The sequence below is a fragment of the Pseudonocardia sp. KRD291 genome, from assembly GCF_019263595.1.
Classification (GTDB): domain Bacteria; phylum Actinomycetota; class Actinomycetes; order Mycobacteriales; family Pseudonocardiaceae; genus Pseudonocardia.
This window is the reverse complement of the sequence record NZ_JADQDD010000067.1, coordinates 1-23658: the sequence shown is the minus strand read 5'-3', so window position 1 is coordinate 23658 and position 23658 is coordinate 1. Positions and strand designations below refer to the sequence as shown.

Annotated in this window: 21 protein-coding genes and 1 pseudogene; 10 read left to right on the top strand and 12 right to left on the bottom strand. The window is 74.4% G+C overall.

The genetic code is table 11. The features are described 5' to 3' along the window. Together I4I78_RS12170 and I4I78_RS12165 are read left to right on the top strand one after the other, a co-directional pair. The coding region (locus I4I78_RS12170; protein ID WP_218611389.1) for a hypothetical protein at positions 1 to 304 on the top strand (304 nt) is incomplete at its 5' end. 120 nt (positions 305 to 424) lie between these two features. Further along, entirely contained in the window at positions 425 to 1045 is a 621-nt protein-coding gene (locus I4I78_RS12165) for a TetR/AcrR family transcriptional regulator (protein WP_218611388.1), read from the top strand. A 20-nt stretch (positions 1046 to 1065) separates the two neighbouring features. Here the strand turns inward: I4I78_RS12165 and I4I78_RS12160 are convergent, their stop codons facing one another. Beyond that, entirely contained in the window at positions 1066 to 2193 is a 1128-nt protein-coding gene (locus tag I4I78_RS12160) for an NDMA-dependent alcohol dehydrogenase (RefSeq protein WP_218611387.1), read from the bottom strand. 441 nt (positions 2194 to 2634) lie between these two features. Here I4I78_RS12160 and I4I78_RS12155 point away from each other — a divergent pair, with 441 nt between their 5' ends. Together I4I78_RS12155 and I4I78_RS12150 are read left to right on the top strand one after the other, a co-directional pair. Next, positions 2635 to 3474, top strand: coding sequence for a collagen binding domain-containing protein (locus tag I4I78_RS12155; RefSeq protein WP_218611386.1), 840 nt, complete (start codon positions 2635 to 2637; stop codon positions 3472 to 3474). Beyond that, complete coding sequence (locus I4I78_RS12150) at positions 3471 to 4268, top strand: YceI family protein (protein ID WP_218611385.1); 798 nt, start codon at positions 3471 to 3473, stop codon at positions 4266 to 4268. Before I4I78_RS12155 ends, I4I78_RS12150 begins: the two co-directional genes overlap by 4 nt. A 74-nt stretch (positions 4269 to 4342) precedes the next feature. Here I4I78_RS12150 and I4I78_RS12145 read toward each other — a convergent pair whose 3' ends face one another. From I4I78_RS12145 to I4I78_RS12115, 7 genes are all read right to left on the bottom strand, one after another. After that, entirely contained in the window at positions 4343 to 4597 is a 255-nt protein-coding gene (locus I4I78_RS12145) for a hypothetical protein (RefSeq protein ID WP_218611384.1), read from the bottom strand. 26 nt (positions 4598 to 4623) lie between these two features. Continuing rightward, entirely contained in the window at positions 4624 to 5910 is a 1287-nt protein-coding gene (locus I4I78_RS12140; RefSeq protein WP_218611383.1) for a YeeE/YedE family protein, read from the bottom strand. Positions 5911 to 5961: 51 nt separating this feature from the next. Continuing rightward, on the bottom strand, positions 5962 to 8061 hold the full coding sequence (locus tag I4I78_RS12135) for a hypothetical protein (protein WP_218611382.1): 2100 nt from the start codon (positions 8059 to 8061) through the stop codon (positions 5962 to 5964). Continuing rightward, positions 8042 to 9883 carry a selenium-binding family protein gene (locus tag I4I78_RS12130; protein WP_218611381.1) on the bottom strand — a complete coding sequence of 614 codons (1842 nt, stop codon included), beginning with the start codon at positions 9881 to 9883 and terminating at the stop codon, positions 8042 to 8044. Before I4I78_RS12130 ends, I4I78_RS12135 begins: the two co-directional genes overlap by 20 nt. Then, positions 9880 to 10233 carry a hypothetical protein gene (locus I4I78_RS12125; protein ID WP_218611380.1) on the bottom strand — a complete coding sequence of 118 codons (354 nt, stop codon included), beginning with the start codon at positions 10231 to 10233 and terminating at the stop codon, positions 9880 to 9882. Before I4I78_RS12125 ends, I4I78_RS12130 begins: the two co-directional genes overlap by 4 nt. Positions 10234 to 10880: 647 nt before the next feature. After that, positions 10881 to 12074 (bottom strand): CaiB/BaiF CoA-transferase family protein, encoded by a 1194-nt coding sequence (locus I4I78_RS12120; protein ID WP_218611379.1) that lies wholly within the window; start codon positions 12072 to 12074, stop codon positions 10881 to 10883. 33 nt (positions 12075 to 12107) lie between these two features. Further along, positions 12108 to 13574 (bottom strand): DHA2 family efflux MFS transporter permease subunit, encoded by a 1467-nt coding sequence (locus tag I4I78_RS12115; protein WP_374225862.1) that lies wholly within the window; start codon positions 13572 to 13574, stop codon positions 12108 to 12110. Between the two features lie 108 nt (positions 13575 to 13682). Between I4I78_RS12115 and I4I78_RS12110 the strand changes: the two genes are divergently transcribed. Continuing rightward, positions 13683 to 14810: an NAD(P)/FAD-dependent oxidoreductase gene (locus tag I4I78_RS12110; protein ID WP_218611378.1), complete on the top strand. Its 1128-nt coding sequence runs from the start codon at positions 13683 to 13685 to the stop codon at positions 14808 to 14810. Positions 14811 to 15030: 220 nt separating this feature from the next. On the opposite strand, the gene I4I78_RS12105 is transcribed toward I4I78_RS12110, so the two are convergent. Further along, positions 15031 to 15807 carry a UbiA family prenyltransferase gene (locus I4I78_RS12105; protein ID WP_308252051.1) on the bottom strand — a complete coding sequence of 259 codons (777 nt, stop codon included), beginning with the start codon at positions 15805 to 15807 and terminating at the stop codon, positions 15031 to 15033. Between the two features lie 88 nt (positions 15808 to 15895). Between I4I78_RS12105 and I4I78_RS12100 the strand changes: the two genes are divergently transcribed. From I4I78_RS12100 to idi, 3 genes are read left to right on the top strand one after another with little or no spacing between them, the layout of a single operon-like run. Beyond that, positions 15896 to 16639, top strand: coding sequence for a methyltransferase domain-containing protein (locus tag I4I78_RS12100; protein ID WP_308252050.1), 744 nt, complete (start codon positions 15896 to 15898; stop codon positions 16637 to 16639). A 3-nt stretch (positions 16640 to 16642) separates the two neighbouring features. Then, positions 16643 to 17692: a type III polyketide synthase gene (locus I4I78_RS12095; RefSeq protein WP_218611376.1), complete on the top strand. Its 1050-nt coding sequence runs from the start codon at positions 16643 to 16645 to the stop codon at positions 17690 to 17692. 28 nt (positions 17693 to 17720) lie between these two features. Continuing rightward, complete coding sequence (gene idi, locus I4I78_RS12090) at positions 17721 to 18251, top strand: isopentenyl-diphosphate Delta-isomerase (RefSeq protein ID WP_218611375.1); 531 nt, start codon at positions 17721 to 17723, stop codon at positions 18249 to 18251. Here the strand turns inward: idi and I4I78_RS12085 are convergent. Beyond that, positions 18213 to 19709, bottom strand: a pseudogene (locus I4I78_RS12085) (bifunctional 3-(3-hydroxy-phenyl)propionate/3-hydroxycinnamic acid hydroxylase); the annotation flags it as partial. The gene idi and the pseudogene I4I78_RS12085 sit on opposite strands and share 39 nt — an antisense overlap. A 99-nt stretch (positions 19710 to 19808) precedes the next feature. Here I4I78_RS12085 and I4I78_RS12080 point away from each other — a divergent pair. Further along, positions 19809 to 20816 (top strand): small ribosomal subunit Rsm22 family protein, encoded by a 1008-nt coding sequence (locus I4I78_RS12080; RefSeq protein ID WP_218611373.1) that lies wholly within the window; start codon positions 19809 to 19811, stop codon positions 20814 to 20816. Positions 20817 to 20919: 103 nt separating this feature from the next. Beyond that, positions 20920 to 21492 (top strand): hypothetical protein, encoded by a 573-nt coding sequence (locus tag I4I78_RS12075; RefSeq protein ID WP_218611372.1) that lies wholly within the window; start codon positions 20920 to 20922, stop codon positions 21490 to 21492. Here the strand turns inward: I4I78_RS12075 and I4I78_RS12070 are convergent. Together I4I78_RS12070 and I4I78_RS12065 are read right to left on the bottom strand one after the other, a co-directional pair. Continuing rightward, positions 21478 to 22608 carry an alpha/beta hydrolase gene (locus I4I78_RS12070; RefSeq protein ID WP_308252049.1) on the bottom strand — a complete coding sequence of 377 codons (1131 nt, stop codon included), beginning with the start codon at positions 22606 to 22608 and terminating at the stop codon, positions 21478 to 21480. The two genes, I4I78_RS12075 and I4I78_RS12070, sit on opposite strands and share 15 nt — an antisense overlap. 29 nt (positions 22609 to 22637) lie before the next feature. Further along, a partial coding sequence (locus tag I4I78_RS12065) for a GTP-binding protein (protein WP_308252048.1) occupies positions 22638 to 23658 on the bottom strand: 1021 nt, incomplete at its 5' end.

Genomic DNA, 23658 nt, shown 5'->3' with positions numbered 1-23658 from the left:
ACCGGCGCCGGTGTCGACCACAGCAGTCCAGTTTCGAGGAGAGATCACCATGAAGCGTTCGCACCGTGTGGCCGCGATCGCCCTGACCGCAGGGGTCACGATGGCCGCAGTGGCCGGTGTGGCCAGCGCCGGGGACTACGAGGGCGCCGACTCCGGCTCGGGGACCGTCGAGCACGTGCACACCCACCACCACGACGGCGCCGGCGAGGAGACCGGGCCGGTGCGCGGCGTCGTCGACGGCGTCGGCGGTCTGCTGGGCGGCGTCGCGAACACCGTGGACGGGGTCGTGGGCTCGCTGCTCTGAGCCGCCCGTGACCGTGGCGGCACCGTGAGCTGGGGAGCCCGCGGTGCCGCCGGGCCCGGTCACCGCACCGCGCCGCATCCCCGCCGCGCAGCCGCCGTCGGGGACCGCGAGGATGGTGCGGTGACCGATGGCGACGACACGACGCGCCCGCGCGGCGGCCGCCGCGCCGAGGGAAAGGCCCGCACGCGGGAGGCGGTCCTGTCCGCGGCCAGGTCCGTGTTCGCCGAGCGTGGCTACGGCAGCGCGTCGGTCGAGGAGATCGCCCGCGAGGCGGGCGTCGCGATCGGCTCGGTGTACGCCCACTTCGGGGGCAAGCAGGCCCTGTTCGCCGCCCTGATCGACCGCACCACCGCCGACGGCCTCGCCCGCGCCGAGCGGTCCCTGTCCGGGGGCGCCACCGAGGCCCTGCCGCACCTGGTGGCCCAGCTCGGCGAGCAGGCCGACGACCGCATCTCCTCCCTGCTCGAGGCCGAGACCTGGCTCTACGCCATCCGCAACGACGACCCGCTCGCACGGCACCTGGCCGACGACGACCGCCGGATCCGCGACGGGATCGCCCGCCTGCTCGCCGCCGAGCGGCCGTCCTCCGAGAACGACCGCTTCACCGACGCCGAGCAGGCCACCGTCCTCAACGCCCTGTTCCACGGGCTGATCCGGCAGCGGCGACTGTGCCCGGAGGCCGTCCCGGACGACCTGTTCCGGCGCGCGATGGAGGTCTTCGGTCGGGTTCCCGACGCCTGAGCGGCGCACGGCCGGCCCGGTCAGCTCCGGTGCACGATGACGCCGCGCAGGTTGCGCCCGGCGTGCATGTCCTCGTAGCCGGTCGCGACCTCGTCCAACGAGTACCTCGTGGTGATCAGCTCGGACAGCTTCAGCTGCCCGGCCCGGAACATCCGGATCTGGCGCTGGACGTCGAAGTTCGGGTTGGACGAACCGAACAGCGTGCCCTGCAGGCGCTTGCCGTAGAGCGTGAACTGGCTCAGCGGGATGTCCGCGCCGATCCTCGCCATGTTCCCGATGCCGGTGACGACGCACGTCCCGGCCTTGCGCACGGTGGCCAGCGCCTCCCCGACATGGCTCGGCCCGGTGACGCCGACGGTGACGATCGTGGCGTCCGCGCCCTGGCCGTTGGTGTCCTGGCGGGCGAGCTCGTCGGCCTCGGCCATGGTCGCGACGGCGTGCGTGGCGCCGAGCGCCATCGCGGACTCACGCTTGAACGCCACCGGGTCGCAGGCGATGATCCGGGTCGCCCCGGCATGCGCGGCACCCTGCACTGCGTTGATCCCGACGCCGCCGATCCCCATCACGATCACCACGTCGCCCGGGGAGACCCCGGCGTCGTTGACCGCGGAGCCCCATCCGGTGCCGACGCCGCAGGACAGCAGCGCCATCTCCGGGAACGGCAGGTCCTTCTCGATCTTCACCACGGAGTCGACGGAGACGACCGAGTCCTCGCAGAACGTCGACACCCCTGCCATCTGCCCGACCGGTGCGCCGCCGTCGGCGAGCCGGAAGCGGAACGATCTCGGGTCGGAGATGCGGGCGCCGCGCAACGCCCCGGCGCCGAGGTCGCAGAAGTTGTGCTTGCCGATCGAGCAGAAGCGGCAGTGCCCGCAGGAGGAGACGAACGAGAACACCACGTGGTCGCCCTCGCGGATGTTCTTGTGGTTCGGCGGCGCGTCGGTGACGACCCCGGCCCCCTCGTGCCCTCCTGCGAACGGGTACACCGCCACCGGCAGGTCGCCGGTGGCGACATGGTCGTCGGAGTGGCACAGGCCCGCCGCCTCGACCCGCACGCGGATCTCGCCCGGCTCCGGCGCGTCCACCTCCAGGTCGGTGACCTCGTACGTTCCGGGGGCCTGCCGAATCACGGCACCGCGCGTCTGCATGATCGATCCTCCAGGTCGAGATGACGGTCGGCCGACCCACCGTGTTCGGTATCCGTCGAGGTCCTTGATCGAAGTAGACATCATCGGCCCGCCGGGGCGTCACCCCTTCCCGTCGAACGCGGCCGTCCGAGGGCCCGCACCTCCGAGCACGACACCGGCAGCGACGCCCGACAACGGCACCGGAAGCGGCAGCGGCAGCGGCAGCGGCACCGACGACGGTGTGCGCGTCGCGAACCTGGATGGACTGTTCGGCGCGCCTGCCCGCTGATCTCGCGGCGGCCGATCGGGCGCCGACGGGCTGCGCCGCGCCGACCGGGTGGACCGCGCCGTATCGGGGCCGCTCGACACCGGCGTGACAGGGGCCGCGTTGCCGATGTCCGCGGGCGAGGTGCAAGGTCGACAGGGACAACACACACACGGACCGGGACGCGAGGGTGGACGGTGGACGAGCAATCCGGACACGACGGGACGGACCGTGACGACTGGGACCGCAACGGGGCCGGGCTCGCGGTGCTCGGCACCGTCGCCCGGGGTCAGGGCGTGCCGATGGCGGGTGCCCTCGTCACCGTGACCGACCTGTCGGGGCGTCAGCAGGGCCGCACCACGACCGGTGCGGACGGCGGCTACCGGATCCCGATCTCCACCGGCGGGACCTATCTCGTGGTGGCCGGATCGGGCGCGTTGGCGCCGCACGCGGCGATGGTCGCGGTCGCGGACCGGCCGGTGCGCCACGACGTGGCGCTCGCCGGCAGCTCCGGCGTGCGGGGCACCGTGGCGGACACGTCCGGCGTGCCGCTCGCGCGGGCGGCCGTGACCCTGATCGACGCCCGGGGCGACGTCGTCGCGACGGCGGCGCCCGACGCCGACGGCCGCTACCTGCTCGACGGCGTGCCCCCGGGCCGCTACACGCTGACCGTCAGCGCGGAGGGCTACCAGCCCGTCGCCGGGTCGATCGAGCTGGACGGCGTCGCCGACCGCGACATCGTGATGCCCGGGCGCTCCGGGCTCACCGGCACCGCCTCGGCGGCGATCGGCGGGTCCCGGGTGGCCGGGGCGCTGGCCACGCTGGTCGACGCCGACGGGCGGACCGTCGCCTCCGCGGTGACCGGGCCGGACGGCGGGTTCGCGTTCGGCGACCTGCCCGCCGGCAACTACACCCTGACCGCGGCCGGGTACGCCCCGGTGGTGACGGTCGTACAGGTCGGCGCCGGCGCGACGACGACGGTGGACGTGGAGTTCCCGGAGCCGGGACGCCCGGCGCAGGAGGCAGGAGAGCGATGAGCGAGGTGTACGGCCGTCTGAGCAGCCCGGACGGCTGGCCGATCGTCGGCGGCACGGTGACCGTGGTGGACGCGACCGGCGTGCAGCGCGGGCGGGCGACCACCCGTGCGGACGGCGGGTTCTCCGTCGACGGCCTGGACGCGGGCACGCACACGGTGGTCGCGGCGGGCCCCGGTTTCGAGCCGAGCGCGCGCTCGGTCGCCGTCGGGCCGTCCGGCGCCGGGCTGGGCGTGCTGGAGCTGCCCCGGGCCGGCGGCGAGATGCTGCCGGCACCGGGCACGTGGCGGATCGACCCGCAGCACTCCAGCATCCAGGCCACGGCGCTGCACCTGGGGATGAGCAGGATCCACGGCAGGCTGCGCCGCTTCGGCGGCTCGATCGTGGTCGCGGACCCGCTGGAGAACTCGTCGGTCGAGGTGACGATCGACCCGTCGTCGGTCGACTCCGACGACGAGACCCGCGACGAGCACCTGCGCACCCCGGACTTCCTCGACGTCGCCGCGTACCCGGAGATCGGCTACAAGAGCGACGGGCTGACCCGGCTGGACCCGCGGCACTGGCGGGTCGACGGGCTGCTCACGCTCAAGGGCGTCAGCGGGCCGGCGGCGCTGCAGGTCACCTACGGCGGCACCGGGCCGGACCTGTGGGGCGGCACCCGCGCCGCGTTCACCGCCACCACCGAGATCTCCCGCGACGACTTCGCGATCGACTGGAACCAGTCGGTGCTGGCCGGGGTCCTGGCCGTGGGCCGGACACTGCGGATCGACATCGACATCCAGGCCGTCCTGGCCTGAGCGGGCAGACGGCCCGGGAGCGGATCGGTGCCGGCCCCGCCGGGAGCCGGCACCGGCACCGATCCGGGCGCGGGTCAGCTGAAGGAGCCGACCACGCCGTATGCGGGCGCCAGGACGTCGAACACGCCCAGCGTCGGGTCCTCGAGCGGGACGCCGCCGACGCCCTCGAGCAGGTAGACCTGGTTGACGCCTCCCGCCTCCTGCTCGGCGGCCGGGGCGGAGTCGGTCTCCTCGGCCGGGGTGTCCGCGTGTGCGGCCCCGGCGGCGAGGCCGGAGAGCGCGCCGGCGCCGGCCACGGTCAGCACGAGACGTGCGGTGGTGCGGTTCATCTGTCGTTCCTTTCGGGGAGCGGTGATCAGCAGATGGAGTCGGCCGGCTCGGGGTTGGCCAGGCCGAACAGCGGACGCAGCCGCAGCCCGACCCAGGTGCCCCCGAGCGCGACGACCCCCCAGATCCAGCCGTGCAGGCTGAACGAGGCGATGCCGGAGAAGTAGGCGCCGATGTTGCAGCCCCCGGCCAGGCGGGCGCCGTAGCCCATCGCGATCCCGCCGAGGACCGACCCGAGCGCGAGGCGCCACGGGATCCGCCTGTGCAGGACGAACGCGCCACCGACAGCGGACGCGATCAGCGCGCCGACCATGATCCCGAGGTCGAGGTTGGACACCCGGTCCGCGAGGACCGGCCCGGCCAGCGACTTCGCGTTCGCCGGGACCTGCCAGTAGGTCCAGCCCGACACCTCGACGCCGAGCGACTGGAGGATCTTCGAGCCCCACAGCGCGAACGCCGACGTGACGCCCCACGGCTGCGACGACACGAACAGCACCGCGGCGTTCAGCGCGGCCAGCACGATCGCGCCGACCCACATCGGCCAGGACCCGCGCAGGATCCGGGCCGCGCCCCTCGCCGACGGCGGGCGCTCGACCGGCGGGGCGTTGCGGCGGCGGGCGACGGCGTAGGTGGCCACCGCGATCGCGCCGAGCACGAGCAGCGTGAGCAGCACCGCACCCGGGTAGCCGAACACCGCCGCCAGGTTGACCGTCGGCCCCTGCGGCACGGTCTGCGTCCAGAACGCGAACGTGATCACCGCGAGGATCGAGCCGACGACGAAGCCGAACAGGGTGAGCACGATCGCGCTCTGCCCGGACCCGACCGCGAACAGCGTGCCGGACGCGCAGGACCCGCCGACCTGCATGCCGATCCCGAACAGGAACGCGCCGACGACCAGGCTGATCCCGATCGGTGCGGACAGCCCCTTCGGGTCGCCGGCCAGGCCGAACCCGCCGGCCAGGATCACCGCGAACAGCACGCTGGCCACCCCGAGCATCAGCATGTGCGCCCGGACCGCCGCGCCCTGGCCGACGGCGACGAGCTGGCGCCAGCCGGAGGTGAAGCCGAACCTCGAGTGGAACAGGGTGAAGCCCAGCGCGATGCCGAGCGCGGCGGTGCCGACCATGGTGGCTGGCGCGACGGTGGACACGCCCCACAGCAACAGTGCGGCGAGCACCAGCCCGACCGCGACGACCGGCCACTGGGCGGGCTTCGCCTCGCGGTCCTGCGGGCCGAACGACGCGCGCTCGTCGAGCGGCATCCGGCGCAGGGCCCGCACCAGCGGGCGGCCCGCCGGTTCACTGACCACGGACATGGGGCTTCTCCTTCTCGTCCTTCTCGGTGGGCGGTCCTGCGAGCGTGCGGGTCATGACGGGTCCACCGGCCGGCCGATCTGCACGACCGTCCCGCCCGGGAACCAGGCGGCCTGGTTCGGTCCGCCGTGGTGGCCGGTCGAGCCCGGGGGCTCGACGCTCATCGGCACGTCCACCGGGGCCGCCCCGTACAGCGTCGGGGAGTCCGACACCGGACGCCCGGCGGCCGCCGCCCAGCTCAGGAACCCCGACGTCGAGGGTGCCGCACCGGGCGACGCCGCGGCCAGGCTCGCGACGTAGTTCTGGGCCAGCGGCTCCTGTGGGGTGAACGTCAGCGGCAGGACCGCGTTCGGGGTGGCGGACAGGACGCCGCCGGTGAGCAGCCACGGCGCCAGGTAGGTGCCGCCGAGGTAGGTCGGCCCGGACGCGGACCGCTGCTTCGCCTCCTGCAGGGTCGCGGTCGCGCCCTGCCATCCGGAGACGACCAGGACCGCGCTGTCCGGGTCGGTCGCCGCGTTCGGCGGGAACCTCAGCCCCACCTTCGCCCCTTCGGCGCGGACGAGGTTCGCCGCCGCGACCGAGCGCGGCGAGGAGTCCGACACCAGCGACACCGACGGGACGCCGTGCGTGCGCAGGACCTGCACCAGCGCGCGCAGCGCGGTGGCCTGCGCCGGGTCCAGCGATTGGGACGGGCACCGCGTCGCGGTGCCCGCGGACGGCCCGCCGGCGACGATCGCGCCGAGCACCGCGGACGCGCACTCGGGACCGTCCGGCCCGGTCGCACCGGCCGGTGCCGCGGCGGCGTCGGTGCCGACGTCGATCGGCACGGTCCGCTCGGTGCCGTTCGCCGAGACCGTCAGCGAGTCGGTGCCGGCCGGGATGTCCACCACGGCCCACTCCCCGCGGGCGCCCTCGCGGGGCGCGAACGGGGTGGCCGGGTCCCCGACCCCGACCGCGGCGGCCCCGGACATGTCGTGACCGGACGAGCCGGACATGTCGTGACCGGTGTGACCGCCGGCCGCGGGGCCGGTGTCGCCGATCTGCACCAGGTTCCGGCCCGGTCGCATCGGCGTGACCAGCATCGCGACCGGCCCCTCCCCCAGGTCGACACCGCGCATCAGCGCCTGCCCGGGGACGGCCTGCGCGGCCGGGACGGGCAGCGCGGCCAGCGCCGCCGCCGCGCCGACACCCACCGCGGCGAGCGCCCCGAGGACCCGCGACGGCGCGACGGCGCGCAACGGGCCCGGCAACCGGGCCGCGGCCCGGGACAGGCCCGCCGGGACCGGCTCGCCCGCCACGTTCAGCACAGCGGCGGCGAGCACCGCGGTGACCAGCAGCGGCGCGAGGACGGCGACCAGCGCGGCCCACCCGTAGCCGGTCCCGACCAGGTCCCGGGCCGAGTAGGGCCCGGAGAGCAGGATCTGCACGACCGCCGCCACCGCGGCGAGCACGCCGGCGCCGATCGCGACCCGTCGCAGCGCGGTCGCGCCCCGCTGCTGGGGGTCCCCCGATCCCCGACGGTCACCTGCTGCGGTGTGCAGGACGCCGCCGAGCAGCACCGACGCCGCGAGCGCGTGGACGACGTCGACGGCCAGCGCGACGCCGGAGTGCACCGAGCCCAGCTGCAGAGCGACCAGCGTCACGACGCCGAGCGCCGGCGCCACCACCCACACCGTCGGGAGCAGGACCGGCACGGCCACGGCCAGCACGATCTGCGCCAGCGTGCCGAGGACGTCGACGTCGCCGGTGAGGTAGCCGGTCAGTGCCGCGAGAGTGACCAGCACGGCCGCGACCCACGCGGTGGGTCCTTCCGCGGACCTGCCCGGCCCGGACGGGCCGGGTCCCCCGGCCACGAACGGCCGGAGCAGCCCGAGCCCGGCGAGCACGGCGCCCGCGACCAGGAGGACGACGCGGACCAGGGTCGTCGTCGACCCGGCGCCGTCGAACGGCCCGGGCGCGGCCGCGAGGGCCGACCCGGACGTGGTCAGAACGGAGAGCGCCGGGGAGTGCACCGTCTCCGCCGCGAGGGCGGGGACGGCCCCGACCGGGCCGGCGAGCAGGAGCCCGCCGACCGGCACGAGGACGCGGGCCGCCGCCCGGCGGCGCACCGAGGTGCGCCGCCGGGCGGAGGAGCTACTTGATGTCCGCGTCATTGGTGACGAAGAGCATCGAGTGGGGTTTCGCGTTGCCGAAGTCCCCGTGCGGCCAGCTCTCACGGTTGAACGAGACACAGGGCGTCTGCGAGTTCTCGTCCTTGAAGGACTCGTCCTGCGTCAGCTTCCCGTCCTCGCCGATGTCCACCATGCAGACCCGGTGGTCGCCGTCGGTCCCGGTGCGGGCCACGAAGTAGTTCGCGGTCGCGAGGCGGTCCGGCGCCTCGTCGTGGTGGTAGAAGCCGTCGTCGCCGAGGGTCAGGTTGTCCAGGGCGCCCCAGTGCGGGCCGTCCCCCGTCTCGTCCGGGTTGATCGCCGCGGTGCTGCGCAGGGTCGGGCAGTCCTCCTCGGCTCCACCGGCGGTGATCTCCTCCTCGGTGTCGACCGAGCAGGTGGTCGCGTCGCCGGAGTTGACCAGCTTCTCGATGTCGAGGGCGATGACGCCGCCCACCGTGCCCTTATCGTCCGGGCCCAGAGTGCCGGCCTTGCGGCCGATCGTGGCGTGGTAGAGCGTCTTGTCGTCCTCGCTGGTCTGGATCCAGCCGCCGTTGGCGCTCGGGCCGCCGTTCTCGGTGCCCGGGGCCAGGTCCGCCGCGGAGGTGGTCAGGTCGAAGACCTCACGCCACTGCGGGTTCTCCGCCGTGATGTCGGGTGTGTAGAAGATCGCCCCGCCCTGCATGGTCTGGGCGAACGCACCCTTGTGACCCGGCTGGTTGGTGACCGTGGTCTCCATCGCGGCCCGGTTCTCGTTGCGCAGCGGGTCCTCCGGTCCGGACCGCGGCCCGGTCGGCAGGTAGGACACGGCCTTCACCTGGGGCCGGTTCTTGTCGCTGATGTCCCAGGTGCGCACCGTCGGCCGTCTCAGGTACGGCGAGGGGTTCTTGACCGGGTCCAGGATGATCGCCCGCGGTTCGGCGTAGTCACTGGTGACCATCGTGTTCAGGTCCTCGCGGACCTGGATGCCGTGCGGGTTCGCGCACGTCGGCTGCCCGAGTGCCGGGGTGTTGAGGCACTGCGTCGGATCCTCGGGCGTCTCGGTCGCGGCCGGGGCCTCGACCATGTTCCTGCCGTCCTCGCCGAGCCGGACGACCGCGCCCGGGGAGCCCGCGAAACCGTTGCCGGTGCGGACCTCGCCGTTGGTGTACCTGCAGGGCCCGGGCACGACCGGCCCGCCCATGTAGGTGCCGTAGGCGGTGCCGTCCTTGAGTACCCAGTAGGCGTCCGGGACCGAGCCGCACAGCGTCTGCGACGGCAGGCTGATCCCGGAGAGCTTGAGCTCCGGCAGCGCGGCCACGTCGAAGACGTAGGTGGCGGCGCTGAAGAGGCCACCGGCGTAGATCTTGTCGCCCTTGCTCCACGTGTACTGCATGTGGTGCGGCTCGTTCTCCACCAGCGGGCCGACGGTCGCGGTGTTGACGACCTTGCCGTACTCCGGGGAGCCCTTCGTCGCGTCGATCACGGCCATGAAGTCCGGACCCGGCGCGGCGTCGCGCACCTTGTCCGCCGGGTCGGTGACCGATCCGGGCAGGTTCTTCACGTCCGGCACCGCGGTGTCGGCGACGTTCTCGTCACCGGCCCAGACGATCATGTACTCCTTGCGGGTGCCGTCCGCGGCCTGGGCGGTGGCCTGCTCCTGCTTGGCCCAGTCCTTCAGGTTGTTCTCTACCCAGTAGTTCTTGCCGTCCGAGCCGGTGATCTCGGACTTGATCGTGTCGATGCTCGACGCGGCGGTGGCCGGGACGATCGTCACCCCGGCCACGACGGCCGCTCCGACGAACGCGAACAGCGACCGGCGTGCCCAGGCCGAACCCAGGATGCTCATTCGTAGCCTGCCCCGGTGCCGCCGCCGCTGCCGGAGGGGGTGATCTTCTTCGGGACGTCGCCGAGGGAGTCGGCCAGACCGGTGGCCGGCACGCCGGCCGGGGTGAAGTCACGCAGCTGGTTGATGGGGTCGGTCGAGTCGAACGCGGTGAACGACGACTCGACCGGGGGCGCGGTGGGCGCCGGGTCGGGCTGCACCTCGTTGTGCTCGGTCAGGTACGGCGCGAGGTCCGGAACCAGGTCCGGGGTGGCCGCCTGCGCGGCACCGGAGAGCCCGACCAGGGCGGACCCGGCCAGAGCGGTGCCGCCGACGATGCGGCGAACGGTGGATCGTGCGCGATTGCGAGGCACGATGAACTCCTGTTCTCGGGGGTGGGGAGCGGAGAAGTCCGGCCGGACGTCGCGGCCGAGGGCACGGGAGCCTCTACAGTCCAGAGTGGACTGATCAGGTCGGGCGCGGTCGGCCGGGACGTGGGGATGTTCCGGCGAACGCCGGACCTCGGAGACGAACCCGCGCCGGAGCGTGGGGCCGGAGGCGGTGGGACGAGGGCGGGACCCGTTCGGGCCCGGGCTCAGCTCACCGGGAGGTACAGAGCGCGCTCGCCTGACGCCGCAGATCGACATGACGTCGAGCGGCGAATCGGGAGTCGAGGCGCATGTCGGAATTGTGCACACGCTCCGTTCGGGGGCTTTTCGATACCCCCGTCCGGAGTATGGGATGGAGCGCGAAGAGCGCCGATCGGGGCGGATTTGTGTGAGCCGGGCCACCTTTCCGACGACCACGAGGACCCGTGGGACACCCCCGGAACTCCCGAGAGGCGCCGCCGTGATTCACCCGATCGTGTCGGTTCGCGTGGAACCAGATCGCCGTCACCGCTCCGACCAGCAGGAACAGACGACGGAAACGTCTCCTGAGAAGTAGTCCGGACATGTGCCCGGCCGTCAGGGGTCGCGCCGTGCCCCGGCGTAAGCCCGGACCAGCTCGGACGGCGCGTCGCTCACGTGCCGAGACCGGTGAGGACACCGTCGGCGCGCAGGCGCTCGACCTCCTCGGCGGACAGGCCCGCCTCGGCGAGCACGTCGGCGCCGTGCTCGCCGAGGCGCGGGGCGCCGCGGACGGGCGGGACGTGCGCGCCGCCGAACGACATCGGCAGCCGCGGCAGCGTGATCGTCCCCTCGCTGGGGTGCGGGACCTGCTCGAACAGCTCCACCGCGCGCAGGTGGGCGTCGTCGAACAGGTCGTCCGGGGACAGCACCGGTTGCACCGGGATGCCCAGCGGCTCCATCGCGGCCACCCACTCGGCGTTGGTGCGCCCGGGCAGCTCGGCCGCGACCAGGCCGTAGAGCTCGTCGATGTGCTCGGTGCGGCCGGTGATCGTGGAGTAGCGCTCGGAGTGGGCGAGCTCCGGGCGTCCGATCAGCTCGAAGAACGACAGCCACTGCTTGTCGGTGTAGACCACCACGCCGAGGAACCCGTCCGCGGTTCGGTACGGCCGCCGGTTCGGCGAGGCCGTGCGGGAGTAGCCGCACGGGCCGTCCGGGTCCAGCACGCGGGCGTTCTGCTGTTCGAGCATCAGGAACGACACCATCGACTCGAACATCGGGACCTCGACGAACCCGCCGCGCCCGGTCCGCTCGCGGGCGAACAGCGCCGCGTTCACCGCCGCCAGCCCCATCAGGGCGACCGCCTTGTCCGCGACGACGCTGCGGACGTAGTCGGGGTCGCCGCTGCCGCCCTGCACCGCGGCCAGCCCGCACGCGGCCTGGATCACGTCGTCGTAGGCGGCCCGGTTCCGGTAGGGGCCCTCGGCGCCGAAACCGCGCAGCGCCAGGTAGACCAACCGCTCGTCGGCCCCGGTCAGCTCGTCCGGGCCGAGGCCCAGGCGTTGCACCGCCTCCGGGCGCATGTTCGTGACGAACGCGTCCGCGCCGGCGACCAGGCGCCGCATCGCCGCCCGCCCGCCCGGGCTCTTGAGGTCGAGCGCGACGCTGCGCTTGCCGTGGTTGGCGGTGAGGAAGATCGGGCCCATGCCCGGATGGGCGCCGGTGCCGACGTGGCGCAGGACGTCACCCTCGCGGGTCTCCACCTTGACCACGTCCGCGCCCATCCGGGCCATCAGCATCGTGGTGTAGGGACCCAGGAACGTCGTGGTCAGGTCGACGACACGGACGCCGTCCAGCGGAGCGTTCACCGACCTCATGCAACGGGCACGACGCCGATCACGTCAACCCCGCTCCGCAGGCTCCGCCACGGCCGCGGCCGGCTTCGACCGTCCGGTGAAGAACGCGACGAGCACGACGGCGACCGAGATGACCGCCGCACTGGTGAACGCCGCGCGCAGCCCGGTGATGTCGATCGCGCCGGACGGCTCGGCCGAGGCCAGCGTCATCACCGTGATGAACAGCGCCGTCCCGGCCGCGCCCGCCACCTGCTGCAGCGTGGTGAGGATGGCGCTGCCGTGCGAGTAGAGGTCCGCGGGCAGCGCCCCCAGCCCGTCGGTCATCAGCGGGGTGAACATCAGCGCGAGCGAGGCCATCAGCACCACGTGGATCGCCACGATCTCCCACAGCGGCGACGTCTCGCCGAGTGTGGCGAACATCCACAGCGCGGCGCTGAGCACGATCGAGCCGGGCACCACCAGCGGGCGGGCGCCGAGCCGGTCGTAGAGCCGCCCGACGATCGGGCCGAGCAGGCCCATCGCCAGACCACCGGGCAGGACGACCAGGCCGGTCACGAACGCGCTCCGGCCGAGCACGTCCTGCAGGTAGAGCGGGAGCAGGATCAGCGCGCCAAACAGGGCCATGAACCCGAGCGCGACCAGCACCAGCGCCAGCGTGTACCGGCGGTGGGTGAACGGGCGCAGGTCCAGCAGGGCGGCGTCGCGGCGCTGCAGGCGCAGCTGGCGCAGCACGAACACGGTCAGCGAGATCACGCCGATCACGACCGGGACCCACGGCGGGACGCCCCCGGACGACCCGCGGACGGCCTCGCCGATGCCGCTGAGCCCGTACACCAGACCGGCGAAGCCGATCCCGGACAGGAACACCGAGGCCACGTCCAGCGGGACCCGGCGGGTGTGCGTCGCGGCCATCCGCAGCCACCTCGCCCCGCAGGCCAGTGCGATCAGCGCGATCGGCAGCACGATCCAGAACATCCAGCGCCAGCCCAGCGAGGACAGGATCACACCGGAGATCGTCGGACCGATGGCCGGTGCGACCGCGATCACGATCGAGATCGTGCCCATGGTCTGCCCGCGGCGCTCCGCCGGGATCAGCGTCAGCACCGTGGTCATCAGTAGCGGCACCATCACCGCGGTGCCCGTGGCCTGGACCACGCGCGCCACCAGCAGCACGGCGAAACCGGGGGCCAGCGCGGCGAGCAGCGTGCCGAGGCTGAACAACGTCATCGACGCGAGGTAGACCGACCGGGCCGGGAACCGTTGCAGCAGGTACCCGCTGATCGGGATGACCACGGCCATCGTGAGCAGGAACCCGCTGGTCAGCCACTGCGCGGTGCTCGGCGACACCTGCAGGTCGACGATCAGCGCGGGCAGCGCCACGCTCATGATCGTCTCGTTCAGGATCATCACGAACGCGGAGCCGACGAGCAGCCAGATGACCAGCGAGTCACTCGCGTTCGGCCGTGCGGGCGCCGCCGGGTCGTGCGTTCCGGTGGACGGTCCGGTGGTCACAGGGATCTCCTGGGTGCAGAGTCGGGAAGCGGTGCCCCCGAGTAAACAGGCATCGGGGCCGGGATTCGACCGGGTTCCGGCGCCGACATCGGAAGAAGGCGGGTCCTGATGGACGACGTGTACGACGTGGCCGTCATCGGCGCGGGCCCGGCGGGGGCGGCCGCGGCGATGCAGGTCCGCCGTCTCCGGCCGGCGGCCTCGGTGCTGCTGCTCGACGCGGCCGGGTTCCCCCGGGACAAGACGTGCGGCGACGGCGTCGCGGCGCAGGTGTTCGACCTGCTGCACGGGCTCGGCGTGCACGGCGTCGAGGACCTCGGCCCGGTGATGCCGCGGCTGCGGCTGCGCACCCCGTCCGGGCGCTCGGTGGACCGGGACTGTCCGCGGGCGAACCGGGTGATCACCCGGCTGGCCTTCGACGCCGCACTGGTCGACGCCGCCGTGGCGCGCGGTGCCCAGCTGCGCAGGCACCGGGTGCGCACCCTGGAGGCCGACGGCGACCGGGTGGTCCTCGACGGCGAGATCGCGGCGCGGACGGTGATCGGCGCGGACGGCGCGAACTCCACCGTCCGGCGGCTGCTCGGCGCCCCGGTGAGCCCGCCCGGTTCGCTGGCCGTCGCGATCCGCGGCTACGCCCCGCGCAGCGCCGACCGCGACACGCTGACCATCGAGTACGCCGACGGCCCCTACCCCGCCTACGCCTGGTCGTTCCCGATCGCCGGCGGCGGGGCGAACGTCGGCTACGGCGTGTTCGACCGGCGCGGCGGCGGCAACAAGGGCGCCCTCCTCGAGCGCCTGCACGAGCTGCTGCCCGGCCAGGAGCCCGACCCGTCGACGGTCCGGGCGCACCACCTGCCGCTCTCGACCACCCCGCGCTTTCACCCGGACGGCCGCGTGCTGCTCGCCGGCGACGCCGCGGCGAAGATCAACCCGCTGACCGGCGAGGGCATCTACGACGCGGTCGCCTCCGGGATCCTGGCCGGGCGCGACGCGCTGCTCGGTGCGGACGCCGGCGCGGCGCACCGGGCGTCGATGCACCGCGCGTTCGGCCGCCACCACCGCCACGTCGGCGCGATCTCCCGCCTCGCCGCCCGGCCGCGGTTCCTCGACGCCGCGATCACCGCCGCGTCGCGGCACGCGCGGGTGTTCGACGCCGCCGTGGAGCTGGGGCTGGCCCGCGGGACCGTCCCGCCGTCCGCGCTCGGTCTGGTGCTGGGCCACCTGGCGCTCGGGCACTGAGCCGGTCCGGGCACCGCCGGGTCATCCGGCCTCCAGCCCGCCCGGCATCGGAGCCGCCGCACCGGGTCCGGTGCGACGGACGGTCGGCAGTCGTTCTCCGAAACTTCGCTCACGAACTCTCATTGTTGGTGAGCGAAATTCTGGAGAAGGGGTACCGAGAGCCACGCCCGCGGCCCGATCCGGACGGCGACGACCGCGCCGGGCCCACACCCCGACGACCTCAGATCCCGACGACACCCGGGCCCGCGCCCAGCAGCAGGGCGACCGCCAGCACCGCGACGAGCAGGACGGCGCGGAACGGGGCGCGGGACCCCGGTCGCGTCCCCAGCCGGAACCCGACGACGAGCAGCACCAGCGCGAGCACCGGGACCCCGGCCGCGGCCCACGCCGGCACCGGCGCGCCTAACGCGATCACGACCGTCGAGGCCAGCAGCAGCCCGGCCGCGGCGAACCGGCTCACCCGCGCGCCGAGGACGTGCGGCAGCCCGCGGACGCCGGTGGCGGCGTCGTCGTCGAGGTCGGGCAACACGTTCGCGAAGTGCGCGCCCCCGCCGAGCAGCGCGCCCGCCACCGGCAGCCACCAGGGCGGCACCGGCCCGCCGGGCAGCGTCACCACGACGAAGACCGGCAGCAACGCGAAGCAGACCAGGTACGGCAGCAGGGACGCCCGGGTGGACTTGAGCCCCAGGTCGTAGGCGAGCCCGGCGGCCACCGCGACCAGGTGCACCAGCCCGCCGGCCACGCCCCCGGCGGCCAGGGTCAGCACCACGCACGCGAGCACGGCCAGCACCGTCGCCGTCCACACCGTCCGGGGCGTGACCTCGCCGGAGGCCAGCGGCTTGTCGGTGCGCCCGACGGCGATGTCGCGCGGGGCGTCGAGGACGTCGTTGAGCCAGCCGATCGAGAGCTGCCCGGTCAGCACCGCGCCGGTCACCAGCAGCACACCGGACGGCGGGTGCCCGGTCGTGACGGCCAGTACGCCCATCAGCAGTGTCACCGCGGCGGTCGGTTCCGGATGGCAACACCGCAGCAACGCCCACACGCGGACAAGGCTGCCAGATCCCGGTTGTGGCAGCCTCGGGGTCGTGGCCGACGTCCGCACGATCCCCGCACGGGCCCGCAACGACCCGGCCCAGTACGACGACCTCGCACCGCACTGGTGGGACCCGTACGGGATGTTCGCGATGCTGCACTGGCTGGCGGCCGCGCGGGCGGCCCTGGTCCCGCCGCCGGAGCGCGAGGGGGCGGTGCTGGTCGACCTGGGCTGCGGCGCCGGTCTGATGGCCCCGCACCTGCGCGGGTACCGACACGTCGGCGTCGACTACACGCATTCGGCCCTGCGCCAGGCCGCCGAGCACGGTGTGACGGCGGTGCGCGGCGACGTCGGCCGGGTGCCGCTGCGGTCGGGCTGCGCGGACGTCGTCACGGCCGGGGAGATCCTCGAGCACGTCACCGACCTCGACACCGCGCTGGCCGAGGCCTGCCGGCTGCTGCGACCGGGCGGCACGCTGGTGATCGACACGATCGCGGCGACGGCGCTGGGCCGGTTCGTGGCCGTGACGCTGGCCGAGCGGGTCCCGGGCGGGCCGCCGCCGGGCATCCACGACCCGGCGCTGTTCGTCGACCGGGACCGGCTGGTCCGCGAGTGCGCCCGGCACGGCGTGACGCTCACCCTGCGCGGGATCCGGCCGTCGGTGCGCGATCTCACGCGGTGGGTGCGGCGACGGTCCGACCAGGTCCGGATGGTGGGCGTGCCGACGACGGCGGTGCTGTTCCAGGCCGTCGGGCGGCGGACGACGGGCGTTTCCACCGTGGACGGGGGACGCTGAGGTATGCGATCGGCGTACCTGACCGGCCTCGGCACGTCGTTCCCCGGTCCCGCCCTGGAGCAGGACGACATCTGGGACGGCTACTTCGAGCCCCGCTCCGGCGGCGACCTCGTGGCCCGGCGGATCTTCTCCTCGGCCGGGGTGCGGCGGCGCCACGCCGCGGTGAACCCGCTGGTCGAGGACGTCTCCGGCTGGTCCACCGGTGAACGGATGCGGCGCTACGCCGTCGAGTCGGTGCCGATGGGCAAGGAGGCGGTGGCCGCGGCGCTGCACGACGCGCGGCTGCCCGCGTCCGAGGTCGGGCTGCTCGAGGTCGTGTCCTGCACCGGCTACTCCACCCCCGGGCTCGACATCCGGGTCGCCGCCGACCTCGGCCTCCCGCCGGACGCGCAGCGCCTGGTCGTCGGGCACATGGGCTGCTACGCCGCGATCCCGGGGCTGGGCACGGTCGCCGACTTCGTCGTCAGCCGCGGGCGGCCCGCGGTCGCACTGTGCTGCGAGCTCACGTCGCTGCACGTGCAACCCGCGGACGGCGACCGCGGGCAGGTCGTGTCGCACGCGCTGTTCGGCGACGCGGCCGCCGCCGTGACGCTCGTCCCGGAGCCGGCCGACGGTGCGCTCGAGGTGCTCGACGTCGCTGCCGTCACCGACCCGTCCACGTCGGGACACATGACCTGGGAGGTGACCGACCTCGGATTCCGGATGGGGCTGTCGCCCGAGGTCCCCGGCGTGCTGGCCCGGCACGTGCACGCGATGGTCGCCGGGCTGCTGGAGCGCAACGGGCTCACGATCGGCGACGTCGACGGGTGGGCGGTGCATCCGGGCGGACCGAAGATCCTCGACGTCGTCGCCGAGCACCTGGACCTGCCGGCGGGTGCGCTGGACGCCTCGCGAGCCGTGCTCGCCGAGCGCGGCAACTGCTCGTCGGCGACGGTGCTGCTGGTGCTCGACGCACTGCGCCGCGCCGGGCTGCCGCGACCGGGCCGGGCCTGCGTCGCGCTGGCGTTCGGGCCGGGGCTCACGCTCTACGCTGCCCTGATGCGTGCCGTCTGAGAGAGGCTGTATGGGAAACGGATCTGGCATGGAACTGGTCGTACTGCTCGACGACGACGGCAACGCCGTCGGCGTCGCGGACAAGGCGACGGTGCACGGCGCGAGCACGCCACGGCACCTGGCGTTCTCCTGCTACGGCGTGAACGACACCGGACAGCTGCTCGTCACCCGGAGGGCGACGGACAAGCCGGTGTTCCCCGGGGTGCTGACCAACACCTGCTGCGGGCACCCGGGGCCGGGCGAGAAGATCGCCGACGCGGTGCAGCGCCGGCTGTTCCAGGAGCTGGGTGTGCAGCCCACCGAGATGCGCCTGGTGCTGCCCCGGTTCAGCTACCGCGCCTCCGCGGGCGGGGTGGAGGAGAACGAGCTGTGCCCGGTGTACGTGTGCCGCATCGCCGGGGCGCCGCGACCGGACCCGTCCGAGGTGGACTCGGTCGACTGGTGGGACTGGTCGCGCTTCCGCGACGCCGCCGCCGACCCGGACAGCGGCATGTCCCCCTGGGCCCGGCTGCAGGTCCCGCTACTCGACGCCCTGCACGACCCCCTGCTGCCCGCCTGACCGGTCGGTGGCGGCGACGATCCGGTCCGGTCGCAGCAGCGCGGCACCGGCCCGTCCCGCGGCGAGCCACCCGCGGAGCTCGTCGACCGGCACCGTCTTCGCCCCGGCCCGCTCGGCCCGGGCCTGCAGGTCCTCCGGCACCGGTCCGTCGGTGACCAGGGCCCAGCCGGGGCCGAGCACGTCGTCCAGGCGCTCGTCGCCGATCCGGACCTGCGGGCAGGGCGTGCCGACGAGGTCGCGCCGGTGTCGTCGGCGGTCCACGAGGTCGCCGGCCGGGAACCGGGTCCTCAGCACGCGCGCCGCCCGGGCCCGGACGCCGGGGACCCGCAGCGCCCCGGCCACCAGCGGCCGCCGCAGGGCCGCGACCGCGCCCGGGCCGCCGGTCATCGCCCGCCCCACCCGGACCGCGCCGCGGATCATCGCCTCCGCGTGCGGGGCCCGTTCGCGCTGGTAGCTCGCCAGCAACGACTCCTCCGACAGCGGCCCGTCCGCCGGGGGGTCGTCGAGCGCGGCGGCGAGCTTCCAGGCCAGGTTGTGGGCGTCGCGCAGACCGGCCCCGAGTCCCTGGCCGATGAACGGCGGGGTCAGGTGCGCGGCGTCGCCGAGCAGGAGCACCCGGCCGTCGCGCCAACGGTCGGCGAGCCGTGCGGCGAAGGTGTACTCGGCGGCGCGCAGCACGTCGACGTCGGCGGTGCCGGTCCAGCGCGCGGTCAGCTCGGGGATCCGCTCGGCCAGGTCGGCGGCGTCCTCACCGGGGTGCATGCGCCACTCCCAGCGGTAGCGCTCGCCGGGCAGCGGCAGGAACGTGCCGGCGCGGGCCGGGTCGCAGATCTGGTCCACCCCGCCCCAGGTCGGCAACGGCTCCGACGCCGCGACGTCGAGCACGAACCAGCGCTCGGTGAAGCCGAGGTCGCGCATCCGGGCGCCGATCACGTCCCGGACGGTGCTGTGCGCACCGTCGCAGCCCAGCACGGCCGACGCGGTGACCGTCTCCTCGGGCCCCGTCCGCAGACGGACCAGCAGGCCGTCCGGCCGCTGCTCGACGTCGATCACCTCGACGCCGTCGCGCAGGCTGATCAGTGGCTCGGCCGACACCCGCGACCGCAGCAGCTCCTCCAACGCCGGCTGGTCGAACAGGTTCGACTCCGGCCAGCCGTGCTCCCCCGACGCCGAGCGCCGGAACTGCGCGAACGGGCGCAGCCGGGCGTCGAGCAGCCGCAGTCCCGCGGCCGCGCGGCTGATCCCGGTGAACTCCTCGGCGACCCCGACGGCCTGCAGAATTCGCACGGACTCGTCGTCGAGGTGCACGGCGCGCGGCTGCGGATGCGCCCCGTCGCGGCGTTCCAGGACCGTCACCTCGACCCCGAGACGCGCGAGCAGCAGCGCCGCGACCAGACCGGTCGGTCCGGCCCCGACGACGAGGACCGGACCGGGAGCGTGCACCCCACCAGCCAACCAGAACCGGACCCGGCGACGGCGCCGGACGCGGAGCCCGACCGGGGAGCGGGACCGGGGAGCGGGACCGGGCCGGGGAGCGGGACCGGTAGCGTCGCCGCGGTGACCGCCCTGCCCGACGACCTGGCCCGGGCGCTGGACGCCGCGCTGGACCGCGTCCCGGCCTCCCGCCTCGCCCCGGTCGTCGAGCGGCTGATCGGCGACTACCGCGGCGGGGCCGGGAACGTCCGCGGCACCGGCGTCGCGACCGCACCGATCCTGCGCACCGACGACGACGCGGCCGCCTACGCCGCCTACCGGATGCCGGCCACCTACACCGCCCTGCACGAGGGGCTCTCCCGCGCCGCCGAGGTCGCCGGGGACTGCCTCGCGCCGCGCACCCACCTCGACGTCGCGGGCGGCACCGGTGCGGCCGTGTGGGCCGCGGCCCGGATCTGGCCGACGCTGGTGGCGGCGACCGTGCTGGAGGGCTCCGAGCCGGTGATCGCGCTGGGCCGGCGCCTGGCCACCGGGGCGGACGGGGCGACGGTGCGCAGCGCGCGCTGGGAACCGACGCTGCTCGGTGCGGCCACCGTGCTGCCCGCCGCCGACCTGATCACCGTGTCCTACGTGCTCGGCGAGCTGCCCGAGCCGGTCCGGGACCCCCTGGTCGACGAGGCCGCGCGCCGGGCGGACACGGTGGCGGTGTTCGAGCCCGGCACCCCGGCCGGGTACCGGCGCGTCCTTCGCGCGCGCGCACGCCTGCTCGACGCCGGGATGAGCGTCGCCGCGCCCTGCCCGCACGACGGCGCCTGCCCGATCACCGGCGAGGACTGGTGCCACTTCGCGGCGCGGGTGGACCGGACGTCGCGGCACCGCAGCCTCAAGGGCGGCACGCTCTCGCACGAGGACGAGAAGTTCGCCTACGTCGTCGCGACCCGCGCAACGCCCGCGCACGCCGGCAACCGGGTGCTGCGCCACCCGCTGCAGCGCAAGGGTCTGGTGACGCTGCGGCTGTGCAGCGGGGAGGGTGCGATCACCGACCGGCCGGTGCCGAAGAGCCGCCGGGAGGACTACCGCGCCGCGCGCGACACCGGGTGGGGCGACCCCTGGCCACAACTCGATGCGTGACACGCAACACACCCGGTAACAGGGAAGGTTCCGTGCGCGAGAATCCGTTCGCGACGGCCACCCGGTGGGCCGCGAGCGACACAGCTGCAGAACGAGCACCATCATGAACGACTTCGTCACCGGCTCACCGGCCGACCGCCTTCCGACGCTGGTCAGGACCCCTTCGGGCTATCGCGTCCACGATCCGGCACTCGTCGTCGGGACCCATTACGCGATCGACGAGCAGGGCGATCTGATCTACACCCGACTTCCCGCCGGCAGCATCGTCGCGACCGTCTTCGTCGGCTCGGCCGTGGTCGCGCTCTGGGCCGGTGACGACAGCTGGGCGTGGTCGGCACTGACGTTCCTGCTCGCCGTGCCGACCGGGTTCGCGCTGGCCGCGGCGCTGCTCGGGTTGATCCACGTGACCACCAACCCGGTCCGGCGCTACCGGGAGCGCAACGGGCACGCCCGGTACGCGGTCGACGTCACCGACCGCGAGTCGACGGCCTGGGCGCTGTGCCGCCGCGCCGAGCGCCTCGCCGCGACGCCGTCCTGGGTGTCGGGCCGGATCGACCCGACCCGCACGCTGGGGTCGCTGCTGTGGTCGGCCGTCGGCGAGGGTCAGGAGTGGGCCGCGGAGTCGCTCAACCGGCTCGTCGAGCCCGCGACCGGGCCGGACCTACAGAGCGTCTGATCCGCCGGCCGCGGCCCGGACCCGGCCGTCGCGCAGCCGTGCACGGTGCGACCCGACCAGGGCCAGTCCCGCCCGCAGGGCGCTGGCCGCGTCGAACGTCGCGTCGTGCGCGGCGGCGCTGATCGCGGTCAGGCTGGCGTAGCCGTGCACCATCCCGGCGAAGCGGCGCGAGACCACCGGCACCCCGGCGGCGCGCATCCGTTCGGCCAGCTCCTCGCCCTCGTCGCGCAGCGGGTCGAACCCCGCCGTGGACAGGTAGACCGGCGGCATCCCGGACAGGTCCTGCGCGCGGGCGATGGCGCCGCGGGTGTCCTCCGGCGGGACGCCGCGGGGCAGGTACATCCGTTCCAGCTCGCGCAGGTAGTCCGCGGTCAGGCCGAACCCGGCGCCGAACACCACCCGCGAGCCGCCGTCGCGCTCGGCGTCGGTCACCGGGTAGAGCGCGACGACGAACGCCGGGCGCTGCGGCGGCTGCGACCCCTGCTCGTGCGCGACCACCAGCGCCAGGTTCGCGCCCGCGCTGTCCCCGCCGACCGCGACCAGGTCCGGGTCCGCGCCGAGCGACTCGGCCTGGTCGAGGGCGTAGCGGTAGGCGGCCAGCGCGTCGTCCAGCGCCGCGGGGTACGGGTACTCGGGGGCGAGGCGGTAGTCCACCGAGAGCAGCCGCACCCCGGCCTGGGCGGCCAGCAGCCGGCACAGCGGGTCGCTGGAGCGGATGCTGCCCAGCACGAACCCGCCGCCGTGGAAGTAGACGAGCAGCCCGCTGGGCCGGTCCAGGCCCGGCGGGACGTAGAGCCGGGCGTCGAGCACGCCGTCCGCGCCGGGGATCCGGAGGTCGCGGGTCACGACGTCGTCGAACGCGCCCTCGGCCGCCAGCTCCGCGGCGTCGTCGGCCTGACGGCGCTGGGCCGACAGCGCGGCCTCGCCCAGCTTCTCGTCCCCGCGGCTGCTCAGCAGCTGCCCGAGCCGGTTCATCAGCTGCAGGTCCAGGTCCAGGAGCTGGCCCTCGAGCCGGGTCTCGCGTCCGGCCAGCAGCCGCTTGAGGGTGCGCGGGAGCCCGAACAGGGTGCGCAGCCCGACGCGGGTCAGCCGCAGCCGCATCGATGTTCCGATCACCCGTCGAACCTAACCCCCGCCCGAGCCGGTCACCGGGCGGCGTAGCGCAGCACCGGCAGCATCGCGTCCGGGTCGCGGCGCGAGCCCTCGTCGGCGACGCAGGCCTGCAGCTGCGCCTCGATCGCGGCCGGCTCCAGCCCGGTCCCGATCAGCACCAGGCTGGTCCGGCGGGGTTCACCGGCGTCCCAGCGTGCCCTGTGGAACCGGACGTAGCGCCCGACCGTGTGCAGGTCCCAGCGCTCCCGGGCCGGGGCGGCGGAGAACCGGATCGACCCCTTGACCCGGTACAGCCCGGCCGGGCGGGTGTCGAGCAGCGCGCGCAGCCGGGCGGCGTCGATCGGCTCGTCGCAGACGAAGGAGACGCTCTGGTAGCCGTCGTGCAGGTGGTGCTCGTGGTCCTGATCGGCCCCGACCTGCTCGCCGAGCATCAGCTGGCGGCCGGGGACCACCTCGATGTCGAAGAGCAGCGCCGGGTCCACGGTGCCGTCGCGGACCGGCACGATCGGGGCCAGCGGGTTCGCCTCGCGGCACAGCCGGCGGACCCGCCAGAGCGTGCCCGGGTCCACCCGGTCGATCTTGTTGAGCACGACCAGGTCGGCCAGCCCGACGTGTTTGTCCAGCTGCGGGTGCCGGGACCGGCTGCTGAGGAACTCGGCCGCGTCGACCACCTCGACCAGACCACCGAAGACCAGGTGCGGGCCGGCCGCGTCGAGCACCAGCTGCACCAGGGTGCCCGGCTCGGCGATCCCGCTGGCCTCGATCACGATCACGTCGATCTCGTCGCGGCGCCGGGTCAGCCGTTCCAGGATCGCGCCGACCCCGTCCTCCCCGACCTCGCAGCACAGGCAGCCGTTGCCGAGCCCGACGATCGCCCCGGCCTGACCGGCCAAGCGCATCGCGTCGATCCCGACCGCGCCGAAGTCGTTGACGACGACGCCGATCCGCGCGTCGCCGCCCGCGACGAGCAGATGGTTCAGCAGGGTCGTCTTGCCGGCTCCGAGGAACCCGGCCAGCACGACGACCGGGATCTTCCGGGGCACCTCCCATGAG